The following is a 17,797-nucleotide window of genomic DNA, read 5'->3' on the forward strand; positions in this document are numbered from 1 at the left end:
GCCTACGCCTCCGCGACCGCCTCCAGCGGGCCCAGCGCCGCCGCGTTGCGGGCCGGGACGGCCGCCGCGAGCACCCCGATCACCAGGGAGGACAGGCAGAGCAGCAGCAGCGTGCCCCACGGCAGGGCCAGCGCGTACCCGGGCATCGCCCCGTTCGCCAGCGACCCCACCGCCCAGGCGCCGAACAGGCCGCCCGCCAGGCCGAGCAGGGTGCCGAACACGGCGACCGTCAGCGACTCCAGCCGGATCATGCGCCGCACGGCGGCCCGGTCCATGCCCACCGCGCGCAGCACCCCGATCTCCCGGGTGCGCTCGGAGACCGACATCACCAGCGTGTTCACGATGCCCAGCGAGGCGATGACGACGCCGAGGCCGAGCATCCCGTACATCAGCGTCAGCAGCGTGCCCAGCGAGCCGGACGCCTCCGAGACGAGCTGGTCGCGGTTCTGCACCTTCAGCAGCGGGTTGTTGCCGAACGCGGCGCGCACCTCGTCCTCGGTGCCGCGCGAGACCTCGTCGGTGCGCAGCAGGACCCGCTGGAGGGTGCCGGGCCGCAGGGCCGAGCGCTGCACCTCGGCGCGGGCGCCCAGCGCGTCCTTGGCCACCGGGTTGTCCCGGTAGGTGCCGACCACGGTGTACGACCGGAAGCCCTCGCCGAACCCCATGCGCGCCTGGACGGTCGCCCCGGTGCTGACGCCCTGCGCCTTGGCCGTGCTCACGGACAGCGCGATCCTGCCGGGCCCCAGGTCCTTCAGGGAGCCGCTGGTGAACTCCAGTTCCATCACGTCGCCCGCGGTGGCCGGGTCCACGCCCGCGATCTCCATGGCGCCCCCGCCCGTGAACAAGGTGCCGTCCGCGACCGCCGAGGCGGTGCGCACGCCCGGCGCCGACGCGACCTTGTCGATGGCGTGCTGGTCGACGCCCGACATGCCGTCGCGGGTGCTGACCACGTAGTCCGCGCCGAGGCCGCGGCCCGCCTCCCGGTCCAGGGCCTGGGAGGTGGAGTTCCCGATCACCGCGAGCCCGGCCACCATCGCCGTGCTGAGCATCAGCGCGGAGGCGGTGGCGGCGGTGCGCCGCGGGTCGCGCAGCGCGTTCTCCTTGGCCAGCTGCCCCACCACGCCGAAGCGCCGGGTCAGCAGGCCGGTGAGGCGGACCAGGGGCCCCGCGAGCGCCGGGGCGAGCAGGACCAGTGCCCCCGCGAGCAGCGCGCAGGCCGCCAGCGCGTCCTGGAGGTTCTGTTCCGAGGCGTCCTCGGCGCTGCCCGCCAGGGACACCAGCCACCCGGCCCCCAGGACGAGCAGGACCGCTCCCGCGCCCGCCCGCAGCCGGGCCCGGGTGGCGGACGGCGCCTGCTCGGCGGCGCGCAGCGCCTCGACCGGCGCGATCCGGGCGGCCCGGCGCGCGGGCAGCCAGGCGGCGAGCACGGTCACGCCGACGCCCACCGCGAGCGAGGCCAGGACCGGCGTCGGGCCGATCACCAGCGGCCCCTGGGGCAGCACCTCGCCGTCGGTGCTCAGCACGTGCGGCAGCAGGGTGGCGACCCCGAGGCCGAGGACGAAACCGGCCGCCGAGGCGACCGCGCCGACCACCAGCGCCTCCAGGAGCACCGAGCGGGTCACCTGGCGGCGGGTGGCGCCGACGGCGCGCAGCAGCGCGATCTCCCGGGTGCGCCGCCCGACCAGCATGGTGAAGGTGTTGGCGATCAGGAAGCTGCTGATGATCAGCGACACGCCCGCGAAGACCAGCGGCAGCTTGGCGTAGCCCCGGGTGAGGGTGCCCAGGTGGAGGTTCTGCTGGGCGATCTGGGCGCTGCCCGTGACGGTCTGGGCGCGGCCCGCGGGCAGTACCGCCTCCACCCGCCGGGCGAGCTCCGTCTCGCTGGTGCCGGGCGTGGCGGACACGTCGACGCTGTTGTAGTGCCCGGGGGAGGCGTACAGCCGCTGCGCGGTCGCCTTGTCGAACAGGGTGAGGGTGCCGCCGGACCGTACCCGGCTGTCCTTGGGGGTGACGATGCCGACGAGCCGCTTGGTGAGCGCGGGGCCGTCCGTGCCCAGTGTCACCGCGTCGCCGATCCGCAGCCCGCCCGCCTCGGCGGTGCCGCGGTCCACGGCGATCTCGCCCGCGGAGCGCGGCGCCCGGCCCTCCGCGATCGGATAGCGGCTGTCCGTACCGTCCTTGCCCGGTACGTAGGAGGCGCCCAGGTTCGACCAGACGCGCTCGGCCCGCAGCGGGCGGCCGTCCGAGCCGTTCAGGACGGCCCGCCCGTCGGCGGACGGGTGCACGGCCGCGACGCCGTGCACGGCCGCCAGCTTGCGCACCAGGGCCTCGTCCAGCGGCGAGGCGGCGGTGTCCTCGGCGGTGCCCGGCGCCGGGTCGGCGGGGCGCACCGTGACGGCGGTGTCGGCGTAGCTCTTGGACGCGGCGGCGCGCTGGGCCTCGACGGAGGAGTCCGCGAAGACGAGCGCGCCGGAGACGAACGCGACGCCCAGGCAGACCGCGAGGACGGTCATCAGCAGCCGGGCCTTGTGCGCGACGACGTCGCGCAGCGCTGTTTTCAGCATGGGGAGTTCTCGGGGCCTTCGGAAGGAGGGTGCGTACGGGTACGGGGGCGTACGGGTACGGAGGAGGGCGGGTACGGGCGCGGGCGGGGACCCGGGCTCAGCGGACCGGCCCGGGCGCCTCCAGGCGGAGCATCCGGTCGAGCACCGCGTCCGCCGTCGGCCCGTGCAGCTCGTCCACCAGACGGCCGTCCGCGAGGAACACCACCCGGTCCGCGTGCGCGGCGGCCACCGGGTCGTGGGTGACCATCACGACCGTCTGCCCCAGCTCCCGTACCGAGTCGCGCAGGAAGCCCAGGATCTCGGCGCCCGCGCGGGAGTCGAGGTTGCCGGTCGGCTCGTCGGCGAACACGATCTCCGGGCGCGAGAGCAGCGCCCGGGCCACCGCGACCCGCTGCTGCTGGCCGCCGGAGAGCTGCGCGGGCCGGTGGCCCAGGCGGTCGCCGAGGCCGACGGTGGCGACCACGGCGTCCAGCCAGGCCCGGTCGGGCTCGCGGCCGGACAGGCGCAGCGGCAGGGTGATGTTCTCCAGTGCGGTGAGCGTGGGCAGCAGGTTGAAGCCCTGGAAGACGAAGCCGACCTTCTCGCGGCGCAGCCGGGTCAGTTCGCGGTCGCCCAGCGAGGCGAGCTCGGTGTCCCCGATGCGGGCCGATCCCGACGTCACCGTGTCCAGGCCCGCCATGCAGTGCATCAGGGTGGACTTGCCGGAGCCCGAGGGGCCCATCACGGCGGTGAACCGGCCCCGGTCGAAGGCGACGGTCACCGCGTCGAGCGCGGTGACCCCGGTCTCGCCGCCGCCGTAGACCTTGGTCAGCGCCGAGGCGCGGGCGGCCGGTTCGGCGGTGGCGAGGGGCGAGCGGTGCGAGGGGGACAGCTGGGTCATGGGTACTCCGCCGGGTGGACTGCGGCCCGCGCACCGTGCGCCGAGCCGGGGGACTCACCCATCCTCACGGCCCTCACCTGCGTAAACGTCGCCCTGGAGAAGGGAGTTGAGGTCTTCCCGAAGGGGGTCACGGGACACCGTCACCTCTGTCGTACGGCAGGGGCGCCTCCGACCAAAGACAGAGGCGCCCCGGGGACGTGCCAAAGGCAGAGGCGCCCTCGGGGCGACCCCAGGGCAGAGGCGTCCCCCCGGCTACCCCAGGGCAGAGGCGTCCCGCGGGCTACCCCAGGGCGGAGGTGCCCCGGGACGACGCGTCCTACGAGGCCAGGCCCGTGCGGTGGGCGAGCAGCGCCGCCTGCACCCGGCTGGACGAGCCGGTCTTCTCCAGGATCGCGCCCACGTGCGTCTTCACCGTGCCCACGCCGATGCCCAGGCGCTCGGCCACGTCCTGGTTGGAGGCGCCCTCGCCGAGCATCGCCAGGACCTCCCGCTCGCGCGCGGTGAGCCGGGCGATCCGCTCGTCCGCCTCGCCGGGGCCGCCCAGGTCGCCGCCGCGCAGCATCCGGGCGATCACGGTGCCGGTGACACCGGGGGACAGGACCGCGTCGCCGTGCGCCGCCGCCCGTACGGCCGTGATCAGCTCCTGCGGCCCGTCGTCCTTCAGGAGGAACCCGGTGGCCCCCGCGCGCAGCGCCCGCAGCACGTTCTCGTCGTCGCCGAAGGTCGTCAGCATGACCACCCTGGGCGCCGGGTCGAGGGCGAGCAGCGGGGCGATCGCGGCCAAGCCGTCGCAGCGCGGCATGCGGATGTCGACGAGCGCCACGTCCGGGTGGTGCTCGGCGGCCAGTTCGACGGCCTGCAAGCCGTCGGACGCCTCCGCGACGACGTCGATGCCCTCGGCGTGCCGCAGGATCAGGCGCACGCCGTGGCGGATCATCGCCTCGTCGTCGGCGAGCAGTACGCGGACGGTGCGCCGCGCGTCGGTCGGGGGTACGGGCTCGGTCACTGGTGCTCCCAGGGCGCACCGTCCAGGATCGCCGGGACGGTGAAGCGGTCGATGGAGATGAGGCGCTCCGAGGCGTCGAAGCAGTAGCGGGGGATGGTGAACTCGCCCTTCGGGGGCGCGTCCTCGCCCCCGAAGGGGAAGGGGAAGACGCAGCCGGTGGTTCCGGCGGGGCGCGGCGGCTCGTGGCCGTACGCCGCGGCGCGCACGGCCGGGTTGTCGAAGATCCCGGCGAGCATGGCGTCGGCGTACGACATGCCGAGGTGCACCGGAGGGGTGGGTGTGCTCGGGGGGAGCGGCCGGATCGAGTTCATGAACAGGATCCCGAGGGCCATCAGCACCGACAGGACCGTGAGGCCCAGGACGTGCACCAGGACCGCCACGAAGCGGCGCGCGGGCGTCGCGGCGGTGGCGTCGGTGGTCGCGACGGCGTCCGCGGGGCCGCCGGAGCGCGCCGAGGGGGCGGCGTCCGGGTCCGTGGGCAGGGCGGCGACCACCTGGAACCCGCCGGTGTCCAGGGCGGTGGCCGCGAAGGCGCCGCCCAGCAGCTCCACCCGCTCGCGCAGCCCGGTCAGGCCACGCCCGGTGCCCAGCTGTCCGGCGGCCGGCGGCCGGGTGGGGGCGCCGTTGCGCACGGTGACCCGCACCGCGTCGGCCGCGTGGGCCACGCCCACGGTGACGTGGGCGTCCGTGGCGTACCGGTGGACGTTCGTCAGGGACTCCCGCACCACCCGGTGCACCGCCCGCCGCACCCGGGTCGCCACCGCGTCCAGGTCGGGCCCCGACCACTCCAGCTCCACCGCGATGCCCCCGCCGCGGGACTCGGCGACCAGCGCCTCGATGTCGGCGCGGGTGCCGGTCGCGTCGGTCAGCACGTCCGCGCCGGTGTCCCGGCCCAGCGGCCCCAGCACCCCGAGCGACTGGCGCAGCTCGCGCATGGCGTCTCGGGTGGTACGGCGCAGCAGCACGGCCTCGTCGCGCAGCTCCGGGTCCGCCTTCGCCAGGGCCAGCTCCAGTCCGCCCGCGTGCAGCGCGATCAGGCTGAGCCGGTGGCCCACCAGGTCGTGCATCTCGGCGGCGATGCTGGAGCGCTCCTGGGTGCGGGCCTCGCTGTCGGCGAGCTCCCTGGCCCGCTCGGAGGCGGCGGTGCGCTCGCGCAAGGCCCGCACCAGACGCACCTGCTGCCCGTACGCGGTGCCGACCAGGCCCGGTACGACGACGGCGATCGCGGCCATGACGAGCCCGAGCGCGAACCCGTACAGGTACGAGCCCCCCGGCCCGGTCCACGGCGCGGCGAGCGTCGCGAAGCCGGCCAGCAGGGCGCTCGCCCCGGTCAGCACCGCGACGGCCTTCCGGGTGCGCGGGATGCGCCGGCCCACCGTGTAGGCGGCCACCGCGGTGAACGGCCCCAGGCACGGGAAGGGCCCGGCGAGCACGGCGGAGGCCAGCAGCACCGGGCCGGGCAGCCGGTGCCGCAGCGGCAGCAGCGCGGTGGCGACGAGGAACGCCAGTGCCTGCTGTCGCGGGTGGTCCGGCGGGGCCAGCCGCCCGACGACCGCGTACACGCACAGCGAGGCGGCCACCACGAGGGCGGTCTCGGCGACGAGCAGCCGGGTGCCGGGCCGGGCGGGGGACTGGGGAGGACGGGCGAGTGACACGTTGACCAGTATTGGTGCCCGGCGGCCCGGAAGGCGTGCGCCTCACGGCCGATCCGCCCTCTGCCGAAAGTCACAGGACCCGGCGGGCGGCCGGCGCCCGGCTCAGCCCACCAGCTTGTCCAGGGCGGCCACCGGGTGTGCCTCCAGGCCCGGCGTCGCGAGCAGCTCGGCGATCAGCGCGGATGACCCGCCCACGTACGTGCTCACCAGGTCCACGTCGCCTCCCACGCACCACGCGCGGTCCTCGGGCCACCACAGGTCGGGCAGCTCCAGGAAGCCGTCGTCGCGCGCGGGCGACAGCACGTCGTCGAGCGTCCCGGACAGCAGCACCTCGTCCCGGCCGGGCGTGGGGAAGGTCGGTACGCCGTCGAACTCCCGGCGGCCGTAGCCGTGCCACAGCCCGAACCAGCACGCCCCGGGGGTGCCCGTGTGCCGGGCGAGCACGGGGAGCAGGGTCCGTGCCACGTCCACGGGGGTCGGGCCCTCGGCGGGGTGCTCGTCCCACACGCCGTCCCGTCCGTAGTCGGAGGCGTTCTGGTAGAAGAGCTCCATCCCGACCAGGTCCGGCCAGGCGGTGTCCGGCCCGACGGTGCGGCCGTAGGCGGCCCCGACGTCCGCCCACCGTACGGGCCGCTCGCGCAGCTCGGCGGGGTGCAGCACGCGCGCGTAGGCGTCGAAACCGGGCGCGGCCACGGCCGCCACGGTGCCGAAGGGCCGCTCGCCGGGGGGCTGCTCGGCCAGCCAGCGCGCCGGTTCCAGGCTGTCGGTGTGCACCCGCAGGGAGCCGTAGGGGAGGAAGGCGTTCATCCGCCGAGTGTGCCGCACTGCGGTGCCGGAGCACGGCGCGCCCTGTGGCGCGGTGCTGCGTCGCGGTGCTTCCTGTGCCGCGGACTTCCGGTGCCGCGAACTTTCCGTGCTGCGTACGGCAGTTGAGGCGGTGGCGTATGTGCCTGTCCGTGCCGTTTCGTCGCCTGTGCTCGCACACGCGTGCGTAGGGGCGCCGGATAGGGTGACGGCATGACCATGCGCAAGGGTGTCCCCGTGAGCGTCGACGCGATGCTGGAGGACCTGCGGGTCCTCGTCGAGATCGAGTCGCCGTCCCGCGACCTCGACGCCCTGAAGGGCTCCGCGGAGGCGGTCGCCGCCCTCCTGGAGAACCGCCTCGGCGGGAGCGCCGCGCTCGTCGAGACCGGGGCCGGGCCGCACGTGCACTGGTCCGGCGGCGGCGAGCCGCGCGTCCTCGTCCTCGGCCACCACGACACGGTCTTCCCGCTCGGCACGCTGGAGCGCCGCCCGTTCCGGGTGCGCGAGGGCCACGTCACCGGGCCCGGCGTCTTCGACATGCTCGGCGGCCTGGTCCAGGCCGTGCACGGCGTCGCCTCGCTCGACGACCTGTCCGGCGTGGAGTTCCTGGTCACGGCCGACGAGGAGGTCGGCTCCCACTCCTCCCGCAAGCTCATCGAGGAGCGCGCCCTGGCCTGCGGCGCGGTCCTGGTGGTCGAGGGCGCCGCGGACGGCGGCGGCCTGAAGACCGGCCGCAAGGGCTGCGGCAGCTTCGAGGTGGCCATCGCGGGACGCGCCTCCCACGCGGGCCTCGAACCCGCCGCGGGCGTCAACGCGCTGGTCGAGGCCGCGCACCAGATCCTGGACGTCACCGCGCTCGCCGACCCGGCCCTCGGCACCACGGTCACCCCGACCGTCGCCTCCGCCGGCACCCTGGACAACGTGGTGCCCGCCGAGGCCACCGTCGTCGTCGACGTACGGGTGGAGTCGCAGGAGGAGAAGGAGCGCGTCGAGGCCGCCTTCGCCACGCTCGCCCCCTACCTGGAGGAGGCCGAGATCACCGTGCGCGGCGCCATCGGCCGCCCGCCGATGCCGCAGGCCGCCTCCGCCGAACTCTTCGCCGTCGCCCAGGAGCTACTCCCGGGCGTCGAGGGCAGGGCCGTCGGCGGCGGCAGCGACGGCAACTTCACCGCCGCGCTGGGCGTCCCGACGCTGGACGGCCTGGGCGCGGTGGGCGGCGGCGCGCACGCCGACCACGAGTACGTGGTCATCGCGTCGATGCCGGAGCGGGCGCGGCTGGTGGCGGGGCTGGTACAGGCCGTCCAGCGGCGCTGAGGGCGGTCCGGCGGGGCGGGGCCGCGACGCCGTCGGCGGTCCTGGTGTCCCGGCGTCCTGGCGTGCGTACGCCACAATTCACTGGCCGCGCCGGGTGGCCGCCCGGGATCATCGCCGTATGAGCGAACAACCCGAGCGATGGACCCAGGCGACCGTCTACCGCGACATGTGGACCGACCCCGCCGACGACCCCCGCGACAACGACGGGCCCAGCCCCGAGGGCGAGCGCGCCACGCTGCTCGACTTCCTGGTGAACTACCGGCTGACCCTGCGGATGAAGTGCGAGGGCCTGGACGCGGAGCAGCTGGCCCGCCGCTCGGTCCCGCCGTCGGACATGTCGCTGCTCGGGCTCATACGCCACCTCGCCGAGGTGGAGCGGGACTGGCTCAACTGGATCACCGAGACGGAGCCGCTGCCCCGGCTGTACGGCCCGAAGGACGGGGACTTCCACGGGGCGGTCGCCGACCCGGCGGTGGTCGAGGCCGCGTTCCGGGACCTGGAGCGCGAGCAGGCGGCGACCGACGCGGAGCTGCACCGGCACGAGGACCTGGGTGCGCGGATCGGCCGGGAGGACATCGCGGTGCGCGAGCTGATGGTCCACCGGATCGACGAGTACGCCCGCCACAGCGGCCACGCGGACCTGCTGCGCGAGTGCGTCGACGGACGCGTCGGTCAGTAGCGGGGGGTACGGGAGCGCGGGGGTGCGTGCTCAGCCCAGCAGGGTGCCGAGCACGGCCTGGTCCACGACCAGGTAGGCGACGGCGGCCAGCGGGACGGACGCCGCGAGCGTGAGCGCGCGCTCACGGTGCGAACGGGCCGCCAGCGGTACGAGGAGGAGGGCGAGGAAGCAGCCCCAGGCCTGCGGGGCGTAGTGCAGGACCAGGGCGTAGTGGGCGCCCTCCATGCCGAACACGCCCGCCATCGCCGCGAGCCCGGTCACCCGCCGTACGACCGTGGTGCCGCGCCGCCACCACGCCCCGGCGGCCCCGAAGAGCGGTCCGGCCACCAGGGCCATGGCCAGCCAGACGAGCGGGGCCGCCAGACTGCCCATGCCGTCCCTGCCGAACTCGGCGTACCCGTAGTAGCCCGCCACCAGCCCCACCTCGGCGCACAGGCCCGCGACCGCCGCCAGGGGCACGGAGACCCGCCGGGCGAGCACGGCCCCGGCGGCGAAGGCGGCGACGCTCCAGATCGCGCCCGAGTTGGCGATCTGGTTCCAGTTCCCGGGGAGCAGGCCCTGGGCGAGGTTGGTGAGCACGCCGAGCAGCAGCCCGGCGAGGAGGGCGGCGGGCGGCACGGCGTACGCGGGTGCGGCGCGGCGGGCGGGGGACACGGAGGTCGTCACGGGTGCGGGGTCTTCCTCACGGCGGGGCAGGCACAGGCGGGCAGGCGGCCCGGGCCAAGCGGATCGGCTTGTTCCGAGGTCCCGGCAGGAGGACGCCCCGAACGCGCCCGCGGTTGCCTCCCACCCCACGGAACCCGCTCGTCCCCGAGAAACCCCGTCCCCGATCAACGCTGCCCCTGATCAACCCCGCCCGAGACGCCTTGACCTACCCTGTCGCGATGACCACCCCGCGCGTACGGTCGATCGCCCTGGACCCCTCCGAGGACCCCGCCCTGCGTCCGCTGCCCGCGCCGGTGGCCGACCTGCTGGTGACGCTCGCCGCGCCGCCCCGGCTGGTGGCGCACCTGCGGCTGGTGCACGACGTCGCGGTGCGGATCAGCGACTGGACGCAGAGGTCCTACCCGTCCCTGCGCTTCGACCGCGACGCCGTGCTCTTCGGGGCCGCCACCCACGACATCGGCAAGACCGTCCACCCGGCCGAACTCTCCGGCCCCGGCGCCCGGCACGAGGAGGCGGGCAGCGCGCTGCTCCTGGAGCACGGGGTGCCCGCGGATCTAGCCCGGTTCGCGGCGAGCCACGCCTCCTGGGACGACCCCGCAACGCCGGTCGAGGACCTGCTGGTCAGCCTCGCGGACAAGGTCTGGAAGAACAAGCGGGTCACCGGCCTGGAAGACCGCGTCGTCGCCGCGCTCGCCCAGGCCGGGGGCCGGGAGCCCTGGGACGTCTTCCTGGAACTCGACGCCTTCCTGGAGGGCATCGGCGACACGGCCGACGAACGGCTCGCCTACCAGGCGCGGCACCCGACGGCGTAGGCGGACGCGGCGCGGGCGGACGGCCGTGCGGAGGCCGTGAAGTGCCCGCCCCGCCCCGCACGTGGGGCCCGCCCGCCCCGTGCCGCACGTGGCCCTACGCCAGCTCCACCAGTTCCCGGTACTCCTCGCCCCACAGGTCCTCGTCCCCGTCCGGGAGGAGCAGTACCCGGTCCGGGCGCAGGGCGTCGAGGGCGCCCGGGTCGTGCGTGACCATCACGATCGCCCCCGGGTAGGCGCCGACCGCCTCCAGGACCTCGGTGCGCGAGGCCGGGTCGAGGTTGTTGGTCGGCTCGTCCAGGAGCAGCACGTTCGCCCCGGAGTGCACCAGGCCCGCCAGCGCCAGCCGGGTCTTCTCGCCGCCGGAGAGCACGCCCGCGGGCTTGTCCGCGTCGTCCCCGCCGAACAGGAACGCGCCGAGCACCCGCCGCGTCTCGCCGTCGCTCAGGTGCGGCGCCGCGTCCGCCAGGTTCTCCCGGACGGTCCGCGAGAGCGCGAGCGTGTCGTGCTCCTGGGCGAAGTAGCCCAGGCGCAGCCCGTGCCCGTGCACCACCCGCCCCGAGTCGGGCCGCTCGTGCCCGGCGAGCAGCCGCAACAGGGTCGTCTTCCCCGCCCCGTTGAAGCCGAGGACCACGAGGCGGGTGCCCCGGTCCACCGCCAGGTCCACGCCGCGCAGTACCTGGTGCTCCCCGTACGCCTTGGCCAGGCTGACCGCGCCGAGCGGGGTGCGACCGCAGGGCAGCGGCTCGGGCAGCCGGATGCGGGCGACCTTCTCCGTCCGCCGCACGGGCTCCAGGCCCGCCAGCATCCGGTCGGCGCGCCGGGCCATGCTGCGGGCGGTGACCGCGGTCGCCGAGCGGGCCTTCATCTTGTCGGCCTGCGCGTGCAGCGCCGCCGCCTTGCGCTCGGCGCCGGCCCGCTCCCGGGTGCGGCGCCGCTCGTCGGTCTCGCGCTGGGCCAGGTAGACGTCCCAGCCGGTGTTGTGGACGTCGAGGGCGGCCCGCGTGGCGTCCAGGTGCAGGACCCGGTTGACGACGTCGGCCAGCAGCGCGGTGTCGTGGCTGATGACGACGAGCCCGCCGCGGTGGGCCCGCAGGAAGTCGCGCAGCCAGGCCACCGAGTCGGCGTCCAGGTGGTTGGTCGGCTCGTCCAGGAGCAGGGTGCCGCCGTGCCCGGCGAAGAGGATCCGGGCCAGCTCCACCCGGCGCCGCTGCCCGCCCGACAGGGAGCCGACCGGCTCGTGCAGGACGCGCTCGGGCAGGCCGAGGCCCGCCGCGACCCGGGCGGCCTCGGCCTCGGCCGCGTATCCCCCGCCCGCCTGGAACGCCGCGTCGGCGCGCGCGTACGCGGCCATCGCCCGCTCCAGCGCGTCGGGGGAGGCGGCCCCGGCCATGGCGGCCTCCGCGGTGCGCAGCCGGCGCAGCGCCTCGTCGAGGCCGCGCGCGGACAGCACGCGGTCGGTGACGGTCACGGACGGGTCGGCGGCGCGCGAGTCCTGCGCGAGGGCGCCGACGGGACCGGTACGGGTGATCGTCCCGGCGGCGGGCCGGGTGCGGCCGGTCAGGGCCGACATCAGGGTGGTCTTGCCCGCGCCGTTGCGGCCGACCAGGCCGATGCGGTCGCCGGGGGAGACGGTGAAGGACACGTCGGACAGCAGCAGGCGGGCGCCCGCGCGCAGCTCGACGTCACGAACGGTGATCATGGGATGACGCTCCGAAAAAGCAAAAGGACACACTTCTGGCGTGGAAGCGGGTCCTCAGCTAGGAGATTCGGGGCGTGGACATGCCTCCACGCTAACCGAAGCGCGCGGACGGGCGCACCCGGATTACGTGTGACCTGCGGCGGAGCCGGTCCCCAGGGGCCTCAGCCCTTCGCGGCCGTCACCACGTAGTAGTCGAGCAGGCCCTCGCGGTAGGCCCGCAGGAAGTTGCGCGGCCAGGTGACCGGCATCTCCACCCCGGCCAGGAAGTGGTCGAGCCCCGCCCACACGTCCTCGCCGATCGACGTGACCCGCACCCCGTCCAGGCCCGCCGCGCCGAGCCCGTCGGCCAGCGCCGCCACCGGGTGCGGCTCGTCCAGGCCGCTGGCGAAGCTGTCGAGCAGGCCGCCGAGCGTCTCGACGGCCCGCTCGCCGGCGCCGTCCGGCAGGAAGAAGCTGGTGACGGCCACCCGGCCGCCGGGCCGCAGCACCCGGGCGGCCTCGGCGGCGAACGCGCCCAGGTCCGGGAAGTGCTGCGCGGCCTCCACCGAGTACACGCAGTCGAACGCGGCGTCCCCGAACGGCATCCGCTCCGCCGCCCCCTGGGCGAACCGCAGCCGCCCCGAACCGTCCGACAGCAGTGCCGCGTTGGCCCGCCGGGCCCGCTCCAGCTGGGCCGGGTGGACGTCCATCCCGGTCACCGAGCCGAAGCCGCCCTCGGCCAGGACGAGCGCGGCCCCGAGCCCGAGCCCGCTGCCCACCTCCAGCGCGGTCTTGCCCCGTACGTCGCCGAACTCGCCGACCACCCGCCGGTACAGGCCCTGCTGGCTGCGCACCCGGTCCTCGGCGCCCACCGGCGCGTCCAGCGGGATGCCCTGCCAGTAGCCGAAGTTGATGAACCCTCCGGCGAACGCGGGCGCGGAGCTGAGGTCCTGCTCCCCGTACGTGGCACGCACCGCCGCGTTGGCCGCCCCGGGCTGAACGTCGTCCATGGTCATGCCACGACCCTAGGCCTGCGGCACCGCCCGCGCCCCCAGGTCATGGTCAACTGGCCGGTCATCGCCAGCCGATGGCTCACGGCCGCCTGACCGGTCGCCGGACTTGTCGCCGGACCGGCCGGCGAGCGAGAGCAGCGCGTGCAGCGTGACGGCGGTGAGCGTACCGGCCACCACCCCGCTGCCCAGCACCGTGCGCACCCACCCGGGGAACCCCGCGTACAGCCCCGGCGCCACCACCGGGAGCAGTCCCACCGCCAGCGCCAGGGCCGCGACCAGGGAGTGCGGGCCCTCGCGCAGTCCGGCGCGGGCCAGCATCTCCACGCCCATCACCGCGATCACCGCGTACACCACCAGCGCCGACCCGGCCACCACCGCCGGGGGCAGCCCCGCCACCAGCCGCGACAGTGGCGACAGCAGGCCCACCGCCACCAGCAGCGCCCCGGCCGCCGCCGTCACGTACCGGCTGCGCACCCCGGTGAGGCGCCCGATGCCGATGTTCTCCGCACTCGTCACCATCAGGGAGGTCCCCAGGAGCCCGCCGCACAGGGACATCAGCGCGTCCGCGCGGGCCACCCGGGGCACGTCGCGGCCCGGGTCGGGGTGCTCGCTGTTGAGGACCGTCTGCCCGGTCACCTCGGCGAGCGTGGTGAGGCTGAACAGCAGCAGCGGCAGCGCGGCCAGCAGGTCGAACTCCGGCGTCCCGTACGGCAGCGGGCGCGGCAGGGCGAAGCCCTCGCCGGCCGCCGGGCGGAACGCCCCGAGCCCCGTCACCACCGCCACCACCGTCCCCGCGGCCATGCCGATCAGGACCGCGCCCTGCCGCCAGGCGCCCCGCAGCAGCAGGTACGCCACGAGGGTCGCCGCGACGGTCAGGCCCGCGAGGACCACCGCGCGCGGTGGCGCGGCGCCGTCGGGCCCGGTCACCAGCTGGGCGGCCACCCGCACCATCGAGATCCCGATGAGCAGCACGGTCACGCCCATCACCAGCGGCGGGAACAGCCGCACCACGCGCGCGTACAGCGGCACCACCGCCAGCAGCAGTGCCGCGGCGAGCAGGACCGACCCGCTGGCCACCGCGGGACCGTGGTCGTGCGCCACCGTCAGGAACAGCGCGGTGGCGGCCCCGCCGGGCAGCATCACGAACGGCAGCCGTGCCCCGAACGTCCACACCCCCAGGGACTGGAGCAGCGACCCGGCCCCGCACAGCACCAGGACCGCGCTGAGCAGCGACGCCGTCTGGGCACCCGTCAAGCGCAGTGCGGTGGCGGTGAGGAAGACGGTGGACACGGGTGCCGCGGCCATCGCCAGCACGTGCTGCACCGCCAGCGGGACGAGCCGCCGCAGGGGCACCCGCTCGTCGACGGAGCCGGGGCCGGGGCCGGACCCGGGGCCAGAGAGGCCGGAAGGGTCGGAGGGACCGGAAGGGTCGGAGGGGCCGGACCTGGTTCCGGCGGTGCTGCCGCTCACGACGACACCTCCAGCCAGGGCAGCTCCCCTGCCGCGTACCGGTAGGCGCGGAAGACGGCGTTGGGCTCGGCGGGGAACAGCCGCCGCACCTCGCTCTCCTCGTACCCGCCGAAGAACGGCACGACGTACTCCCAGCACAGGTAGCCCTCGGCGGTCACCTCGAAGAGGCGTCCCGCGGGGGAGTCGGTGACCAGGGTGTTGCCGTTGGGCAGCCGCTGGGCCGCGCCCATGAAGGGCGCGAAGAACGACTCGCGGGCCGGGTCGTGGTACTCCCACACCACCGCGCCGCCCGGCCGCTCGATCTCGACGACCCGCGTGTACGGCACGTCGTGGCCGGGACGGAAGACGCCGTTGTCGAAGACCAGCAGGTTGCCGCCGGGCAGTTCGGTGGGGTGGTGCTGCTGGGAGACGGCGCCGCGGTCGGTGCGCCACAGCACCTCGCCGCTCTCACGGCTGATGACGATCACGTCGGAGGTGCTGCGCAGGCTGGCCAGGACGTTGCCGTCGGCGAGCGGGATGACGCTGTTGACCAGGGGCCAGTGCTCGCGGGCGTACGCGGGGTGCAGCGGGTACTCCGCGCGGTCCAGGTGCTCGGCCGCTCGCCACGACCAGCGCTCGGTGCCGTCCGGGCCGATCTCCTTGATGGTGTCGGCCCAGACGGTGCCGCCGTGCGCCTCGGAGCCGGGCACCCCGCCCCGGACGTCCGCCGCGTCGGCGCCGCGCAGCGGCTCCAGGGCCGTGTACAGCACCCCGCCGTCGTCGAGGTGGTGGGCGTCGTGGTGCTGGAGCGGGTCGCGGTGCTCGGCGACGACGGACGAGTCCGGGTCGGCGCGCAGCATCACGCCGCCGCGGTACTTGTGCCACATGGGGAAGAGCGCGTCCTCGCCGGGCAGCACGCCGTTGTACGCGAGCGTCCCGCCGGGCAGCACGCGCGCGTGGCGGCCGGGACGGTACGGCAGCTTCCAGGTGTGGACGACCTCGCCCGCCAGGTCCACCAGGTACACCTCGCCCGCCCCGGTGAGCGGGGCGAAGAGGGTGAGCCCGGGGAAGGCGGCGTCGGGATCGAGGGCGATGAGTCCGGTGCCGCGACGGCGGCGCTGGTTCTGGTCGACCCGGGGCATGGCTGACTCCCTCAACGTTTCTTTCTCAAAGTTTCTTTGACAAGTTCAAAGCGACTTTGAGGCTAGGGGCGTGGTGTGTCGGCCGTGTGACAGGCGTACGAAACGTGGCCCGCGGGTGCGTAGGGTGGCCGGGGGAGGTCGGTGATCATGGGTGACGGCGGTACGGGTGAGGCGGGCGCGGGCCTGGGGGCGGCGGTGCGCCGCAGGCGCCGGGCCCTGGACCTGACGCTGGCGGCGGTGGCGGAGCGCAGCGGCCTGTCGGTGCCCTTCCTCAGCCAGATCGAGAACGAGCGGGCCCGCCCCAGCATGCGCTCGCTGCAGCGCGTCGCGGACGCCCTGGAGACCACGGCGGTGGACCTGCTGGCGGCCGCCGACGCGCGCGCCCGGCCGGTCGACGTGGTGCGCGCGGACGAGCGGGCCGGCCTGGAACCGGCGTCCGGGGTGCGCCCGCTGGTGCGCGGCTTCCACGACCTGCACGCGCTGGAGTTCACCGGGGCGCACGAGGCGGACCGCGAGTTCGTCCACCCCGGCGACGAGCTGATGTACGTGGCGGACGGCGCGGTGGAGGTCGAGGCCGAGGGGAAGGTCCTGCGGCTGGGGCCGGGCGACACGGTCTACCTGGCCGGCGGCGTCCGACACCGCTGGCGCACCGTGGGCGAGGGCGCGCGGGTGGTCCTGGTGGCGGTGGGCGGCCGGGGGTGAGGCGCGGGCCTCGCGGGCGGACCGGGCGTGGCCGGAGGTGAGGCGTTCGGTGCGCAGGGAGATCCGGGTCATGGGCCGGTACGGGGAGCCGGGCGGCCCCTCGTGGCGGGAGCCGCCCGGCGGGGTGACCGCGCGCGACCGGGGCCGAGTCCCGCGCGGTCACGTGCGGGGGCGCCGCGGGTGCGGGGGAAGCGCTCGTCGTGGTGGCGGCCCCGGCCCGGGCGGTCGATGCCGCCCGGTGCCGGAGCCACGGTGCGGGACGCACCGAGGGCACGTGTGTGCCCTGCGCCTGCCGCGCTCCCCGTCGTCCGTACACGACGGAGGGCCACAGCCCCCGTGACGCGGTGCGACCCGGTCTCCCGTCCCCCGTGGCCACGCACCGCAATCTAGGCGCCCGGGGGCGTGCGCGGCGTCGGGTGGCGGGTTGAGGTCGAGGGTCAACCAGGGGTGTACGCCGGGTGGAGTGGATCAACCCTGGGGTTGAGGCACGGGTTCCGGTACGGAGTACGCGTACGGGCCGTGCGCGTCAGCGCACCAGCACCGCCCGCGTGTAGAGCAGCGAGAACCCGCGCCGCTGGGCGTTGTGCTGGGACGTGGAGGCCGGCTGCGTCGTGATGACCGCCAGGTCCGCCCTCTCCTCGGCCGCCCGGTCCAGACGGGCCGTCAGGAGTGCGGCCTGGACGCCGCGCCGGCGGTACGCGGGCAGGGTCGCCGCCCCGGTCAGCTGCGCCAGGCCGTCGACCACCCGCATGCTCGCCGCGCCGGCCACCACGCCGTCGACCCGCGCCAGGTAGCGGCGCATCCCGGCGGCGGCGCTCATGTCGCGCACCGAGGTCTCCACCACGTCGCGGGGGAACTCCTCGTGCGAGGCGACGCCCTGGGTGTCCGGGTGCGCGAACCCGTCCACCACGGTGTCCAGCCACGCCTCGAACTCCTCGTCCCCGGACTCGCCGACCTCGACGTCCGGGACGGTCGCCGCGCGGTCCCGTGCGGTGACCTCGCGGCCCAGGAGGTTCTCGAAGCCGGCCAGGCGGTAGCCGCGGCCGGTCAGCAACTCGCCCACGGCCGGGTCCGCGACGTGCGCGAGCTCCACCTGGACCGGGGTGCCGAGCGCGGCGAACCGCCGTTCCACCGCGTCGAGTTCCGCTTCGGAGGGCGCTCCGGCGAAGCCGAGTCCGACCACCTTGTTCAGCGGGGAGTGCTCGTCCGCGCGGCAGGCGGCGCCGCCCGCGAGCGGAGTGACGAATCCCGCGTCCGGGCCCAGCCGGGCCAGTGCGGCGCGGGCGCCCGCGGTGATCAGCCCGGTCTCCGCGCGCTCGATGCGGGCGGCGAGCTCCAGGCCGCAGAAGAGGGTGCCGGCGGGGCCGCCGCCGAGTTCAGGGGTTGCCATGGCCTCGACCCTAGGCCTTGAGCCGTACGCCGATCCGCATCCC

At 75.6% G+C, this 17,797-nt stretch carries 15 protein-coding genes; 4 read left to right on the forward strand and 11 right to left on the reverse strand.

Translation table 11 applies throughout. The annotated features are described in order from the left end of the window. Positions 1 to 2 precede the first annotated feature (2 nt). The 5 genes from ABT160_RS34045 to ABT160_RS34065 all read right to left on the reverse strand — a co-directional run bounded on the left by ABT160_RS34045 (position 3) and on the right by ABT160_RS34065 (position 6,912). Positions 3 to 2,564 carry an ABC transporter permease gene (locus ABT160_RS34045; protein ID WP_351651822.1) on the reverse strand — a complete coding sequence of 854 codons (2,562 nt, stop codon included), beginning with the start codon at positions 2,562 to 2,564 and terminating at the stop codon, positions 3 to 5. A gap of 97 nt (positions 2,565 to 2,661) precedes the next feature. Then, positions 2,662 to 3,444 (reverse strand): ABC transporter ATP-binding protein, encoded by a 783-nt coding sequence (locus ABT160_RS34050; RefSeq protein WP_351651823.1) that lies wholly within the window; start codon positions 3,442 to 3,444, stop codon positions 2,662 to 2,664. 316 nt (positions 3,445 to 3,760) lie between these two features. Then, positions 3,761 to 4,381 carry a response regulator gene (locus tag ABT160_RS34055; protein WP_502984352.1) on the reverse strand — a complete coding sequence of 207 codons (621 nt, stop codon included), beginning with the start codon at positions 4,379 to 4,381 and terminating at the stop codon, positions 3,761 to 3,763. A 65-nt stretch (positions 4,382 to 4,446) separates the two neighbouring features. Further along, positions 4,447 to 6,105, reverse strand: coding sequence for a sensor histidine kinase (locus tag ABT160_RS34060; RefSeq protein ID WP_351651825.1), 1,659 nt, complete (start codon positions 6,103 to 6,105; stop codon positions 4,447 to 4,449). A gap of 102 nt (positions 6,106 to 6,207) precedes the next feature. Beyond that, on the reverse strand, positions 6,208 to 6,912 hold the full coding sequence (locus ABT160_RS34065; protein ID WP_351651826.1) for a hypothetical protein: 705 nt from the start codon (positions 6,910 to 6,912) through the stop codon (positions 6,208 to 6,210). A gap of 210 nt (positions 6,913 to 7,122) precedes the next feature. Here ABT160_RS34065 and ABT160_RS34070 point away from each other — a divergent pair, with 210 nt between their 5' ends. After that, positions 7,123 to 8,223, forward strand: a complete 1,101-nt coding sequence (locus tag ABT160_RS34070) for a M20 family metallopeptidase (protein WP_351651827.1) — start codon at positions 7,123 to 7,125, stop codon at positions 8,221 to 8,223. Between the two features lie 118 nt (positions 8,224 to 8,341). Next, positions 8,342 to 8,902: a DinB family protein gene (locus ABT160_RS34075; RefSeq protein ID WP_351651828.1), complete on the forward strand. Its 561-nt coding sequence runs from the start codon at positions 8,342 to 8,344 to the stop codon at positions 8,900 to 8,902. 30 nt (positions 8,903 to 8,932) lie between these two features. Here ABT160_RS34075 and ABT160_RS34080 read toward each other — a convergent pair whose 3' ends face one another. Continuing rightward, positions 8,933 to 9,568 carry a DUF6518 family protein gene (locus tag ABT160_RS34080; protein ID WP_351651829.1) on the reverse strand — a complete coding sequence of 212 codons (636 nt, stop codon included), beginning with the start codon at positions 9,566 to 9,568 and terminating at the stop codon, positions 8,933 to 8,935. A 218-nt stretch (positions 9,569 to 9,786) separates the two neighbouring features. Here ABT160_RS34080 and ABT160_RS34085 point away from each other — a divergent pair, with 218 nt between their 5' ends. Continuing rightward, on the forward strand, positions 9,787 to 10,380 hold the full coding sequence (locus tag ABT160_RS34085; protein WP_351651830.1) for an HD domain-containing protein: 594 nt from the start codon (positions 9,787 to 9,789) through the stop codon (positions 10,378 to 10,380). Positions 10,381 to 10,474: 94 nt separating this feature from the next. Here ABT160_RS34085 and ABT160_RS34090 read toward each other — a convergent pair whose 3' ends face one another. The 4 genes from ABT160_RS34090 to ABT160_RS34105 all read right to left on the reverse strand — a co-directional run bounded on the left by ABT160_RS34090 (position 10,475) and on the right by ABT160_RS34105 (position 15,662). Beyond that, positions 10,475 to 12,079 (reverse strand): ABC-F family ATP-binding cassette domain-containing protein, encoded by a 1,605-nt coding sequence (locus ABT160_RS34090; protein ID WP_351651831.1) that lies wholly within the window; start codon positions 12,077 to 12,079, stop codon positions 10,475 to 10,477. A 161-nt stretch (positions 12,080 to 12,240) separates the two neighbouring features. Beyond that, positions 12,241 to 13,074 carry a class I SAM-dependent methyltransferase gene (locus tag ABT160_RS34095; RefSeq protein WP_351651832.1) on the reverse strand — a complete coding sequence of 278 codons (834 nt, stop codon included), beginning with the start codon at positions 13,072 to 13,074 and terminating at the stop codon, positions 12,241 to 12,243. Positions 13,075 to 13,083: 9 nt separating this feature from the next. Next, entirely contained in the window at positions 13,084 to 14,541 is a 1,458-nt protein-coding gene (locus ABT160_RS34100; protein WP_351651833.1) for a uracil-xanthine permease family protein, read from the reverse strand. Beyond that, positions 14,538 to 15,662, reverse strand: coding sequence for an aryl-sulfate sulfotransferase (locus ABT160_RS34105; protein ID WP_351651834.1), 1,125 nt, complete (start codon positions 15,660 to 15,662; stop codon positions 14,538 to 14,540). The genes ABT160_RS34100 and ABT160_RS34105 overlap by 4 nt, the downstream gene beginning before the upstream one ends. Before the next feature lie 147 nt (positions 15,663 to 15,809). Here ABT160_RS34105 and ABT160_RS34110 point away from each other — a divergent pair, with 147 nt between their 5' ends. Further along, positions 15,810 to 16,364 (forward strand): helix-turn-helix domain-containing protein, encoded by a 555-nt coding sequence (locus ABT160_RS34110; RefSeq protein WP_351651851.1) that lies wholly within the window; start codon positions 15,810 to 15,812, stop codon positions 16,362 to 16,364. Between the two features lie 526 nt (positions 16,365 to 16,890). Here ABT160_RS34110 and ABT160_RS34115 read toward each other — a convergent pair. After that, complete coding sequence (locus ABT160_RS34115) at positions 16,891 to 17,754, reverse strand: GNAT family N-acetyltransferase (RefSeq protein WP_351651835.1); 864 nt, start codon at positions 17,752 to 17,754, stop codon at positions 16,891 to 16,893. Positions 17,755 to 17,797: the final 43 nt, after the last annotated feature.

Origin of the sequence: Streptomyces sp. NPDC001941 (assembly GCF_040296945.1) — a bacterium.
Taxonomy (GTDB): domain Bacteria; phylum Actinomycetota; class Actinomycetes; order Streptomycetales; family Streptomycetaceae; genus Streptomyces.